10 protein-coding genes are annotated in these 13,420 nt (G+C 49.3%); 8 read left to right on the top strand and 2 right to left on the bottom strand.

What is annotated here, in order from left to right:
- Nucleotides 1-52: 52 nt before the first annotated feature.
- Together V7S65_RS12870 and V7S65_RS12865 are read right to left on the bottom strand one after the other, a co-directional pair.
- Nucleotides 53-1,384, bottom strand: a complete 1,332-nt coding sequence (locus V7S65_RS12870; RefSeq protein ID WP_079470267.1) for an ABC1 kinase family protein — start codon at nt 1,382-1,384, stop codon at nt 53-55.
- A gap of 5 nt (nt 1,385-1,389) precedes the next feature.
- A complete protein-coding gene (locus V7S65_RS12865) occupies nt 1,390-2,016 on the bottom strand; it encodes a TetR/AcrR family transcriptional regulator (RefSeq protein WP_079470266.1) in 627 nt (208 codons plus the stop codon).
- A 535-nt stretch (nt 2,017-2,551) separates the two neighbouring features.
- Here V7S65_RS12865 and V7S65_RS12860 point away from each other — a divergent pair.
- The 8 genes from V7S65_RS12860 (at nt 2,552) to V7S65_RS12825 (ending at nt 13,420) form a co-directional block, all read left to right on the top strand.
- Nucleotides 2,552-3,952, top strand: a complete 1,401-nt coding sequence (locus V7S65_RS12860; RefSeq protein WP_336386850.1) for an RtcB family protein — start codon at nt 2,552-2,554, stop codon at nt 3,950-3,952.
- A 4-nt stretch (nt 3,953-3,956) separates the two neighbouring features.
- Nucleotides 3,957-4,571, top strand: coding sequence for a peptide chain release factor H (gene prfH, locus V7S65_RS12855; RefSeq protein WP_079470263.1), 615 nt, complete (start codon nt 3,957-3,959; stop codon nt 4,569-4,571).
- Between the two features lie 121 nt (nt 4,572-4,692).
- Nucleotides 4,693-5,253 carry an RNA polymerase sigma factor gene (locus V7S65_RS12850; RefSeq protein WP_168771307.1) on the top strand — a complete coding sequence of 187 codons (561 nt, stop codon included), beginning with the start codon at nt 4,693-4,695 and terminating at the stop codon, nt 5,251-5,253.
- 54 nt (nt 5,254-5,307) lie between these two features.
- On the top strand, nt 5,308-6,432 hold the full coding sequence (locus tag V7S65_RS12845; RefSeq protein WP_336386851.1) for a FecR family protein: 1,125 nt from the start codon (nt 5,308-5,310) through the stop codon (nt 6,430-6,432).
- A 205-nt stretch (nt 6,433-6,637) separates the two neighbouring features.
- Nucleotides 6,638-9,871: a TonB-dependent receptor gene (locus V7S65_RS12840; RefSeq protein WP_336386852.1), complete on the top strand. Its 3,234-nt coding sequence runs from the start codon at nt 6,638-6,640 to the stop codon at nt 9,869-9,871.
- Nucleotides 9,872-9,881: 10 nt separating this feature from the next.
- Nucleotides 9,882-11,399, top strand: coding sequence for a RagB/SusD family nutrient uptake outer membrane protein (locus tag V7S65_RS12835; RefSeq protein ID WP_111577607.1), 1,518 nt, complete (start codon nt 9,882-9,884; stop codon nt 11,397-11,399).
- A 12-nt stretch (nt 11,400-11,411) separates the two neighbouring features.
- Nucleotides 11,412-12,281, top strand: coding sequence for a PKD domain-containing protein (locus V7S65_RS12830; RefSeq protein WP_336386853.1), 870 nt, complete (start codon nt 11,412-11,414; stop codon nt 12,279-12,281).
- 29 nt (nt 12,282-12,310) lie between these two features.
- Nucleotides 12,311-13,420 (top strand): acyltransferase family protein, encoded by a 1,110-nt coding sequence (locus V7S65_RS12825; protein WP_336386854.1) that lies wholly within the window; start codon nt 12,311-12,313, stop codon nt 13,418-13,420.

Genomic DNA, 13,420 nt, shown 5'->3' with positions numbered 1-13,420 from the left:
GACTAACATGGAAAAGAACAAAGCTTTCCGGGGTATGTCCCCGGAAAGCCCGTTAAGCAGTTTTCCTGGCATCCATCAGCTCCTGTATCCTGGCAGGGCCGGTGATCACATTCGCTTTCAGGTCGCTCAGAATGGAGTATAAACCAAAATAGGTACGGTTAATATAAAGACTATGCCTGGAGCCACGTGCTACCTTTGAATCACGGATCTCTTTCATATTGTAGAGTTCATCCATGTAGGCATATATTTCATTAAAATAAACTTCGTTGCCGAAATCAAAATTGTCCAGCGTAAAGGGAAGGGTCAGCAAATCGATCATGTGTTGGAAAAGACCGGAGAAGAATTCCACCTCTTTGGGGGTGTCTGACGGATGGATCATCTCCAGGTTGGTATAGATCTGGTGCCGGCGTTTCTCGTCTTTCAATACCTCTTTATCTACCAGCAGGAAATAATTCTCATAAAAATCTTCCGGAATTTCCTTTACACAGCCAAAATCAAAGATGCCCACGGTGCCGTCCGGGCGCATCAGGAAATTGCCGGGATGCGGGTCTGCATGCACTTGTTTCAGGCTATGCACCTGGAACTGGTAAAAGTCCCATAGCGCCTGGCCAATCTTATCCCGCACTTCCTGCGAAGGGTTGGTCAGCAAAAACTCCTTCAGATGCTGACCGTCCAGCCAATCCATTGTAATGATCCGGTCCGACGACAGTTCCGGGTAGTAACCGGGAAACTTCAGGTTGGGAATATGCGCGCATTCCCTGGAAAGATCCATAGAACGGCGGAGCTCCAGCGCATAGTCGGTTTCCTCGAGCAGCTTACTTTCTATCTCGTCAAAATATTTGTCCATGTCCACCTCGTTCATGCCCACAATGCGGATGGCAAAGGGTTTCACCATGCGGAGGTCGGACTTTACGCTATTGGCCACACCGGGATACTGGATTTTCACGGCCAGTTTTTTACCATTTTTGGTGGCTTTATGCACCTGCCCTATGGAGGCGGCATTGGACGCCTGCAGGTCAAACTGGTCGTACAGCTGTGAAGGCGATTTGCCCAACGTCTTTACAAAAGTATTTACTACCAGCGGGCCGCTCAGCGGGGGAGCGCTGTACTGCGACATGGCAAACTTTTCGGTATAGGCTTTCGGAAGCATGCCTTTATCCATACTCAGCATCTGCGCCACTTTCAGCGCGCTGCCTTTCAGGTTACTCAGCGTATCATAAATATCCGCGGCATTATCCTGGTGAAGCTCTTCTTTGGTGGTAGAAGGGTCCATCAGTTTGCGGGTGTAGTGTTTGATATAATTGGTACCTACCTTAAGTCCTGTCGTAACGAATTTGCCTGCCCGTTCCACTTTTGAAGTGGGAATATTGGATTGTTCTTTCATGATACTTATTTCCGCGTAAAAATAAATTTCCCGAAGTCCAGCAAACTATCCAGTGTATTGGATTTAATCAGCTGGAAGCTCAGGTTCACCGCTTTTTCAATGGCGGCATCCGTCATTTCAAACTGGTTGCTGGTGTCGTCCAGCCAGTATTTCAGCACAAACAGCGCCTGTAACCAGAAACCATGTACATACTGATCGGAGATATATTTTCTTTCCTTGATTTCGCTGGACTGATAACCTTCTTTCACAAGGTCGCTTACATACTTGTTAAACGCATGACGGAAAGTTTCCAGTTTGTTGCGGTACAGGTCCGGTAACCGGAAGTGTTTGCGCTGTAATAACAGGTAGCTCCGGTCTTCCTTCAGCTTCTGTACCCAGAGGAAATAAAAGGCCAGCAGTTTTTCCTGCGCATTATATTGCTGATAAATTTCATCTGCATGCAGCTGATCCAATGTTTGTTGGAAGATAGCTAACCAGATGTCTTTTTCTACCGCTTCCAGTGAACTGTATTGTTCATAGAATTCGGTTTCAGAAACGTCTACAAGTTTGCAGAGCGCATAAACAGAAACGGGCGCTTTGCCGTTTTCCAGCCAGTACACTTTATAGGCGTTGCGGATGAGCTGTTTGTCCATAAGAAAAAGTTTTATAATGTTGATGTAACCCGTCCGGAGCGGGTTCCGGAGGTTAAAAATGCGGGTACATACAAATTTACGTCATGCACAGTTATAAACCCTTTTTTATAGGCTGGAGAAATGTTAAAATCTGCCACAATCTGCACTGAAATTATTATGTGAAAAAAATGCCGTTGTATTTGTAAAATAAATATACCTTTGCATCCGAATTCCTTATTTGTCATCTTTTAAAATACAAGGAATCATGACAGAACATACCCACATATCGCACCTTTCGCTTCTTGCCTGATCAGGCAAACGTTGCTGCTTACCTTTTACATAAGCCGGAATAATACCTACATGCATCTTATACTTTTTGTATAAACGCATTTCGTATATACGGTTACGTTAGTGCCTCCGTTTGCTTTATCTCCTCCTTTCAGCGGAAGGTGTATTCCCACACAGAACAAAATTTATATTTAATACCCGCACCGGATAACCGGTGCAGCAGTGGTGTGCCCGCAAAGGCCGCATCCCTGCAAATACATCACCTTTTATGGGCAGTATAAAAACAAAGGAACTTAGTAAAATAGGTTATACAAACGACCAGGCCAGAAGCCTCGTCATCAATATTATATCAAAGCATTTCAAACATGAGGCAAAGGCAGATCTCCTGGCGTTATTAACCGCCATCAAAGCGGATCCGGCCAGCTATCGCTCCCACGAAATACTGGGAAAAATAGCAGACACCTTTATGGATGAACCGGTGGAATGCAATTTTCAGTCGTACGACCTGCTGGAAAAAACAGGCCAGCTGAAAGTATACGGCGCTAAAGAAATAGAACGCTCCGCCAAACAACAAATGGAAACGGCGATGTCCTTACCGGTTACCGTACAGGGCGCCCTTATGCCGGATGCACATACCGGCTATGGCCTGCCTATCGGCGGCGTGCTGGCTACCGATAACGCCGTACTGCCGTTTGCGGTAGGCGTGGATATCGGCTGCCGCATGGCGCTCACCATCTTCGACGAAGGAGAAAGCTTTTTAAAACGCTTCTCCCACCAGGTAAAAGTGGCATTGAAAGAATACACGCACTTCGGCATGGAAGGTGGACTTGAATTTCCACAGGAACATGAAGTGCTCGACAGCGCGGCGTTCCAGTCAACAGAACTGTTGCGGAAACTACAGGCCAAAGCCGCGCGGCAGTTAGGTTCTTCCGGCAGCGGCAACCACTTTGTGGAATTCGGTTTAATAGAACTGAAGGAAGACAATGCGTTGCAATTGCCACCAAAAAAGTACCTGGCACTGCTGTCGCATTCCGGTAGCCGCGGACTGGGGGCTAACATCGCGCAGCATTACACGCGCATTGCGATGGACACCTGCAAGCTGCCAAAGTCAGCGCAGCAGCTGGCCTGGCTGGATCTCAACAGTGAAGCCGGACAGGAATACTGGCTGGCCATGAACCTGGCAGGCGATTACGCCAAAGCATGCCACGACCGCATTCACCTCAACCTCATGAAGGTGCTGGGTTTGCAGTCGCTCGCAAAAGTGGAAAATCACCACAACTTTGCCTGGGAAGATACCCTTGCAAACGGTCAATCCGTGATCATCCACCGCAAAGGCGCTACTCCGGCTCATGCCGGCGAAATGGGCATCATCCCCGGCAGCATGTGCACCGCCGCCTACCTCGTAATGGGAAAGGGCGTGGACAATGCTTTATACTCTGCCTCCCACGGCGCAGGCAGGGCCATGAGCCGCAAAAGAGCCAAAGAAAGCATGACCGTGTCCGGTTTGAAAAAAATGCTGGCCGCCGCAGGCGTAACCCTCATCGGTGGCAGCGTGGAAGAAAACCCGCTGGCGTATAAAGACATTGAAAATGTTATCAGCGCACAGCAGGAATTAGTAGACATACAAGGCCGGTTTATGCCCGCCATAGTAAGAATGAATAAAGACTAACAACATGGAACAAATGATTATACAGATCACCTCCGGCCGCGGCCCTGCAGAATGTTGCAGGGTAGTGGCCAGGGTGCAGGAAATAATGATAAAGGAAGGCCGTGCAGCAGGCATCAGCATACAGGTATTGGAAAATATCAAAGGAGATATTAACGGCACCCTGCTTTCTGCGACGCTGCTGCTCAAAGGAAAAAATGTAACAGCTTTCTGCGGAGCGTGGGAAGGCACTGTGCAGTGGATTGCACAAAGCCCTTACCGCAAATTCCACAAACGTAAAAACTGGTTCGTGGGTGTATCTGTATTCGACATCAAAAAACAGGTGCAGTGGAATCCCAAAGACGTAACACTGGAAACCTGCCGTGCCGCGGGTCCGGGCGGTCAGCATGTAAATAAAGTAGAAACCGCTGTTCGTGGTATTCACCGTCCAAGCGGATTACAGGTGCTGGCAATGGACAGCCGCTCTCAGTTACAGAATAAACAGTTATGCCTGGAACGGCTGGAAGCAAAGTTCCTCGCCTGGCAAACCGGTGAGCTGGTGAAGCAGCAGCAGGATCGCTGGCAGGAACACAACGAACTGGAAAGAGGCGATGCGGTGAAAGTGATCCGCGAACGGTTGTAAGAAGAAGGTGTATCGGCTGGTACACCTTTTTTAATATTGCTCTATCGCCTTTGCGAAAGACAAATTCCGCTTCTTTTTACTTATTTTTATAGCGCACACCGATATCAACCAATTACCATACGTGGAGGAACAAAGTGACATAGCGCTATTACAAAGACTACGGCAATCCGATGAATCGGCGTACACCGAAATATTTCATCGTTATTGGGAGAAACTGTATGCTATTGCGTACAACCGCTTACGTACCCGCGCCGCTGCAGAGGATGTAGTGCAGGAAGTGTTGGCCAGCCTGTGGGTTAGAAAAGCAGAACTGGATATCCGCCACCTTTCCGGGTACCTCGCCACCGCCACCCGATACGCCGTATTCCGCCAGATCAGCCGTTTACTGCCGGATCATCCGCTCGATACGCCCGATGTGGCGCAGCAACTGGTGCAAACCCCGGACATGGATCACCTGGATTATTGCCGCCTCCAGGAACGGATTGGACAGGAAATAGCCCAGCTCCCCGAAAAATGCCGCCTCGTATTTTTGTACAGCCGCCGCGATCAATACAGCAATAAAGAAATCGCCGCCGCCCTGCAATTGTCCGAAAAAACCGTGGAAGCCCATCTCACAAAGGCTTTGAAACACCTGCGCGTTCGCCTGAAAGATGTATACCCCTATCTTTCTTTCTTCTTCTGAAAAAAAATATAAAAACAACTAAGGGTAACAGCAGTATTTCTGTACTCTGTTATTATGCAGCACCTAAAAGACCTGATCCAACGTTACCTGAAAGGCAATGCTTCACCCGAAGAAGTGGAAGCGCTTCATGAGTGGTATGATAGCTTCGACGACAGCGAAGTGCCGCTGCCCGTGGAGCCGGGGGAAGACCGCCGGATGCTGGAACAACGGCTGCTCAACAGGTTGAAGCCGGTGATGCAGCCACCAAAAGTAAAAAGAATTCCCTTCTGGCGTTATGCGGCTGCAGCGGCCCTGCTGGCCCTGGTAGCAGTAGCCGGCAAAATAGGGTGGCAGCACCGGTATCCATCTCCCCAAAAAAATATCATGGCGGATAACACTGCCGCAACAGATAAACCACCCGCCAACAAAAAAGCCATGCTTACACTGGCCGATGGCAGCACCATCACCCTCGATGATGCCGCCAACGGCGCCCTCGGTAAACAAGGCGGCGCAAACATCATCAAAAAAGAAAAAGGACAACTGGCCTACCAGGCCGGAGACGCTAACGGTGCAGTGGTGTACAATACCCTCACTGTGCCCCGTGGCGGCCAATACCAGCTGGTATTGCCGGACGGCACCAACGTATGGCTCAACTCCGCTACCTCCCTGCGCTATCCCACCAGTTTCCGGGGAGCAGAACGGAAAGTGATCCTGCAGGGGCAAGCCTACTTTGAAATCGCCGCCAATGCCACGCAACCCTTTAAAGTACAGGCCAATGAAATGGAAGTGGTGGTACTGGGCACCCGCTTCGATATGATGGCCTACGCCGACGAACCAACTATCAACGCCACCCTGGTGGATGGGAAAATAAAAGTACAGGATAAGATCCTGCGCCCCGGTCAGCAGGCCGTGCTGGCACTGTCCGGCCACGAGCTCACCGTACGCGATGCCGACGTGAATAAAATTATGGCCTGGAAAAACGGCCTCTTTGTATTTAATAATATGGACCTGCCAACCATACTGCGGGAAATTGCCCGCTGGTATGATGTGGAAATAGTTTATCAGTCCGCACCCGGTAAAGAACTGTATGGTGGCGGAATCAGCCGGAATCTTAATTTATCAGCCGTATTGCACGTATTAGAAGAAAACGGAACTAATCACTTTAAAACAGATGGAAATAAAGTAGTGGTATTACCGTAAAACCTGTAAAAAAAGCATATGAAGTAACACATTGAACAATGAAAAAAGCCGGAGGTGGTGACACACCCCCGGCAGCAGCTCAGCATCCTGTAAGATCAGCGACGATCATTTAAGAATTCTAAACCTTATTAAAAGTATGCATTTAAAATTTAAGGAGATACCATTTCTCCCAAAGGGACTTTTATTAACCAAAATTTTGCGGGTTATGAAAATGACCACCTGGCTTATCCTGATCGCCTGCTTACATGTAAGCGCCAGGAGTTTTTCACAACAGGTTACTCTCTCTGTGAAAAATATGCCGTTACAGAAAGTGTTTGCAGAAATAATCCTGCAATCCGGGGCCACCATCGTATACAATGAATCCGCCCTCAAAAACACTACCCCGGTTACCTTACAGGTAAGCAGCGCCTCCGTGCAATCCGTACTGGAGCAATGCCTGCAACACCAGCCGGTTACCTTTTCTATCAACAACGGCGTATTCGTGATCCGCCCAAAGTCCGAGCCCCCGCCGCCGCCAGTGGATACTACTGGCCGTATTACCGGTACCGTGCGTGGCCCTGATGGCACCCTGCTTCCCGGCGCTACGGTAATCGTAAAAGGCACCAGCAGGGGCAACGCCACCAATGCCGGCGGACAATTCACGGTAGCAGCCAACGCCGGCGAAATACTGGTAGTCACTTTCACCGGCTACGACAAACAGGAACTGCCCGCCCGCAACGGTATGCAGGTAACCCTGCGCACCGCTAACAGTCAGCTGGACCAGGTAGTGGTAGTGGGCTACTCCGATAAAAAGAAAAGCGAATTAACCAGCGCCGTTACCGTAGTAGATGCAGCAAAACTGAAAGACGTTACCACCAACGATGTAGGTACCATGCTGCAAGGTAAAGTGGCCGGTCTCCAGGTGGTAAGCAGCTCCGGCGTTCCCGGCGCCGCAGCAGAAATACGCATGCGCGGCATTTCCTCTGTAAACGCTTCACAAAGTCCGCTCGTAGTAGTAGATGGTATCATTGGCGGCAACTACGACCCCAATGATATAGAAAGCGTAACGGTGCTTAAAGATGCCGGCGCCACCGCCATGTACGGCTCCCAGGCTAATGCCGGCGTGATCATCATCACCACTAAAAGAGCCGCCTCCGGAAAAATACAGTTCCAGGCAAAAGTAACCACCGGCTTCCGCACACCGGACTTCGGCACCATGGACATGATGAACGGCAGCGAATTGTATGAACGTCAGAAAGAATATTACCGCGATTATATTCCCGGTGCTACCAACAACTCCTATAAAATAGACCTGCTGAAATTCTATAATGAACGCCCGCTTGCCCTGCGCAACCAGAACTACAACTGGTTAACAGACATGTTCCAGCGCGCACCCATGCAGAATGTATATCTCTCCGCCAGCGGCAGATCAGAAAAATCAGATTACTACCTGGGCCTCTCTTATTATAACGAGAAAGGTACGTTCATGAATACCAACTATCAGCGCGTAAATCTGAGAGCCAATTCTACCTATCACTTTACCAAACGTATCAGCTTAACCAATAACATCAACCTCAGCGGCTCCTTTGGTAAAACATACGACTATAACGATATGTATTATGCATTCCTCAATATGCCCTGGGATAACCCGTACGACAGCTCCGGTAAAGCATTGTATGTAGATGGTAACTCGCCTTTCAAATGGTGGTCGCGCGATAAGGTGAATCCTATTCACACCATCAATAATTCAGAGCATCCCTATAAAAATTTTGATGTGAATTATGATATGGGACTTAACATCGGCATCACCGACTGGCTTACCTTTACCAGTACCAACCGGTTGTCGCTGGGATACAATAAAAATAAAACCTGGTATTCGCCGGATGTGGCCGGGCAATATCATGGCACCGGTTACCTCAGCGAATTCAGTACGCTTAACTATGGCTACGTATCCAATAACCTGCTGAAAGTAGATTTCCGCATGGGTGATCACCGCATCAGCGGCCTTGCGGGCGTAGCATTTGAAGGCAGCAATACCGAAGTGCTGGGCGCCTCCGGAAAAGGATTGCCCGCCGGGTTAAAAGTGCTGAATGTAGTAGCTAACAGCCAGATTGTGAATGGTAGTATCAATGAAGCCATTATACAGTCGCTCATCTCACAGGTAAACTACAGTTACCTGGATAAATATTTCCTCACCGGATCATTCCGCGTGGATGGCTCTTCCAATTTTCCGTCCGCCAATCGCTGGGCATCTTTCCCTTCTGTTTCTGCAGCATGGTTGATGAGTAATGAGGATTTTCTGAAAGATAATAATGTGTTCACCAATCTGAAACTCCGCGCCAGTTATGGTGTGACCGGTACACAGGACATCGGGTCATCGCGCTACCTTGCGTTGTTTTCACTGGCCAGTCAGTATAACGGACAAATAGCGGCAACACCTTCACAGTTGCCCAGCCCGGACCTCACCTGGGAAAGCAAATACCAATGGAACGGCGGTATCGATATCGGGTTGTTTAAACGTATAGATCTGAGTGTGGATGTGTATAACAACATCACCAAAAACCTGTTGCTGCAGGTATCGCAACCCCTGTCGGTGGGCTTTGAAACACGCTGGCAGAATGTTGGTGAACTGGTGAATAATGGCGTGGAACTGGGCATCAGCTCCGTGAATATCCGCAGCCGGAAATTCCAGTGGAGCACCGATTTTAATATCAACTTCAACACCAACAAGCTGCAAAAATTCCCGGCCAGCATCATCAATACACAATCTACCTGGAGCATCTCGCAGATCTACCGCAATGGGGGTAACCTGTATGAATTTTATATGCCCAAATGGTTAGGTGTGGACGTACAAACCGGCGCACCTTTGTGGGAAGTAGTGGATAAAGACGGCAACAAATCATCAACATCAGATTATGCCAGCGCCACCTACCAGGAAGTAGGCTCCGCACTGCCGAAGTTCCAGGGCGGCATGACCAACACCTTTACATACAGCGGTATTTCCCTGAGTGCAAATATCTATTTCCTTTCCGGTAACAAAGTATACAGCAATAACCTCCGCTTTGTGGAAAATGACGGCAACGAACCCTACTACAACCAGGTAAACCTGCCCAAAGGCAGCAGCACCTGGGCGAAGCCCGGCGATAACGCTACTGAGCCCAGTCCGCAGAACTCCGCCAACAGCACGCAAACGTCTACACGTTTTCTGAAAGATGGCAGCTTCTGGGCGTTGCGCAATATCAGCCTGAGTTACGAACTGCCAAAAGCCCTCGTAAACAGGTGGCGCCTCGATGGTGTAACTGTTGGCTTCACCGCCGATAACGTGCATACGTTCACCAATTTCTTAGGGCAGGACCCGCAAACCACTATCACACCTGGATCACAGGTGATGCCGGGCGTATCGGATTTCAAATATCCCAACAACCGCCAGTACCTGTTCAACATTAATTTCAGATTCTAAAATGCCTGTCATGAGATCAGCGATTATAATATTACTACTACTGCCTGTGTTGTTATGGCAAACAGGTTGTATGAAAGATGTGAATCCAAGCGATGCCCTCACCACAGAAACCATTACCGGTTCTCCCGAAGGGCTGAAAAACGCCGTGAACGGGGCATATTCCCTGCTAAAGGATCATGTACCGTTTAATGGTACTACTGATGATAATAACATGTACCTGCGTCAGTATTTCCAGCTGTCGGATTTTGCCAGCGATGATATTGTATGCGGGCAAACAACAGAAGATCCCCTGTTCTATAGCTTCTCGTTAGGCCACTCGCCAACGCAAACGAATACACGCTATTTCTGGTACATCTCCTACAAAATTATCAACGACGCCAATACCGTAATTGAAGCGGTGGAAAAGCAGGCTAACCCTGACGCCACTACGCAGCAAATGCTGGGTGAGTGCTATTTCCTGCGCGCCTTCAGTCACTTTAACCTGGTGAAATTATTTGCTATGCCATACGCGCAAAACCCCGGCGCTCCCGGTGTGATCCTGCGCACTGCCACCAGCGATCCTGCGCAAAAAGCACGGGCCAGCGTAGGCGAAGTATATGCACAGATCATCGCAGACGCCAGGAGGGGAGCAGAACTGATGTCGCAAAGCAGGGGCCCGCAGTACGCTTCCCGCGAAGCCGCCTGGGCGCTGCTTTCCAGGGCATACCTGTATGAAGGGAACAACGACAGCACCACTTACTTCGCGTCGCAGGTTATTTCATCCGGCCGCTATTCACTGGCCACCCCGGCTACTTACCCCGATTTGTTTGCCAACGCTGCCGCCGGTACAGAAACCATTTTCTGTGTGGCCTTTACGCAGCTGGACGACTACGGTAAGTTTGGTTCTATCGCCTCCATGATCTATTCCAATGGTAACTCCGGATGGGGCGAAGAATTTGCGTCCGCATCGCTGAGGGATACCATGTCCGCCAACCCGGAAGATGTACGCTGGAAATATATTATCCCGCTGAAAGATGACAACGGCGTATTACAGAAAAAGAATGGCATCGATATTTACTATATCTCCAAATTCTCCGGGCAGGGGGGAAGTCCTACGCTCAGCTCGCCCATCCTTTTCCGCCTCGCGGAAATGTACCTGAACAGGGCAGAGGCAGCAGCCAAAGCAGGCAAAACAGCCGCCGCACTGGACGACCTGGATATCATCCGCACCAACCGCGGTTTGTCGGGCGCATTGTATCATCAACAGCTGCCTGCCGGAAAAACCGCACTGGACGTAGTGTTAAAGGAAAGACGACTGGAACTTGCTTTTGAAGGCCACCGCACCTTTGATGTGTACCGCAATAAAAAAGCCATGAACAGAACTTACTGGGGTTATCATTTACCGGGTTTGAAAGAATCCGATATCAACCCGGCTGTAAATCCTTCCGGTTATGCCGGCATGGTAGTGCAGCCCGATAATCCCAAGATCATCTATTACATCCCGATCGATGAAATAGAAACCAATAAACTGTGCGTACAGAATCCTTAAAACTACCTGATCATGCAAAAAGAACTGCTCTATATATTCATGCTGCTGTGTGCAGCTTCCGCCTGCAAAAAAGATGATACCAATCCCGCGCCGCTGGTAGTATATACCATCGAAGTAGAAGGCAACCAGGTATCTTTTAATAACACCACCACCGGCGCCACCTCGTGGAAATGGGACTTTGGTGATGGTACCGGTTCCACCGAGCAAAGCCCCGTACATACCTACCAGGGCAAGGGCAAATACGTGCCTACGTTGTATGCTACATCTGCCGCAGGGGTTACAGCAGAAGGATCTACCGTGATCCGCATCTCTAAGACTTCGCCGGTGAAACTCACCGATAACAGCCTGGCCGACTGGGATACCATCAGTCAGAATGTGATCACTGCCGGCCCGGCTGGCGGCGTTTTCAAAAAAGTGAAATTCGATTACGACGGACAGTTTGTTTATTTCTATGGAGAGATGAGTGGTAAACTGGCCGATGGCGCTATTTTCGACGTGTATATCGACAGCGACAACAGTGCCGCTACGGGCCTGATCACCTCCCTGTTTACCGGCGCGGCATACGATGTATTGCTGGAGGGCCAGCTATTGCTCAATCAGAATACAGCGCCCATCCCGATGGCGATGTATTACCATAACGGACCGCAAACCAGTTTCAGTTTCGACCAGCAATCAGGTACGGATTTCTTTACGATGGGCACCATTGCGGAAGCCGGTGGTGTGATCCGCTTTGAAGGAAAACTGGACCGCTCAAAAATAAAGGGCTTTACGGGAGCGGCTATACGACTTGGCATGGTGGCCACTTCCAACGATTGGTCCACCCAGCTGGGCACCATCCCCGATGAAGGCGCCGCTGCTTTTTTATTAAATATGCCGGAATAAATTATTAATTTAAGCCTACAAACAGGACAATGAACCAGACAACCAATGTCAGCCAACGATTGATTTCCCTGGACGTAATGCGTGGCCTTATCATGATTCTCCTGGCTGGAGAAAGCGCCCGTGTCTATGAGTCGATAGCACATTTACACCCTACGGGGATAGCAGGCAGTTTAATAACGCAGTTTTTTCACCACCCCTGGAATGGGCTACGCGCCTGGGACCTGGTGCAACCTGCTTTTATGACAATGGCCGGTGCTGCGATGTTCATCTCTTATTATTATAAAACACAAAAGGGCGTTACCTGGTCACAAAATTTCAGGCATATTGCCCTGCGTTGTTTAAAGTTGTTTATATTTGGCACTGCCCTCCATTGCGTATATGCAGGAAGGTTAGTATGGGAGTTATGGAATGTGCTCACGCAGTTATCTGTAACCACCCTGATCGCTTACCTCATCATACGCCGTTCCTTTGGTTTCCAGCTGGGCGTAAGCCTGTTATTGCTGCTGGCAACTGATTTATTGTACCGGTTTGTTTTATTGCCCGGCTTCGAAGAACCCTTCACACAAGGTCATAACTTCGGAGCTTTTATGGATACTGTGCTGATGGGTAAGATCAACCCGGGCGGATGGGTAACCATTAACTTTATACCCACCGCCGCGCATACCATCTGGGGGGCGCTGGCCGGGAAGTTACTGATCAGCGACCGGCCACAGGCTCAGAAAATAAAGATCCTGATGACAGCCGGGCTGATAGGGCTCATCACCGGCTTCGGACTGGACCTGGCAGGCATTACACCCATTATCAAACGGATTGCCACCGCATCTTTTACGCTGGCTTCGGGGGGATGGGTAATGCTGGTAATGGCCCTGCTGTACTGGCTGATAGATGTAAAACAGCATGTGCGTTACGCCTGGATAGCCACCGTGGTAGGCATGAACGCCATTTTTATTTATCTCTTCTTTGAAACAGTTGGTGGGCAATGGGTAAATCCCACGACTGATATCTTCGTAAAAGGATTTGCCGCGCTGGCAGGAATTCCCGAAAGCATCCGGGAAATATTATCCGCCTTTGCGGTACTGGCGCTGGAATGGGGACTGTGTTACTGGCTATTTAAAAAGAAAATCTTCTTTAAATTATAA

Source organism: Chitinophaga sp. CCNWYY40, from assembly GCF_037483205.1.
Lineage (GTDB): Bacteria > Bacteroidota > Bacteroidia > Chitinophagales > Chitinophagaceae > Chitinophaga > Chitinophaga ginsengisegetis.
The sequence above is the reverse complement of the archived record's forward strand: the minus strand, read 5'-3'. Positions and strand labels throughout refer to the sequence as shown.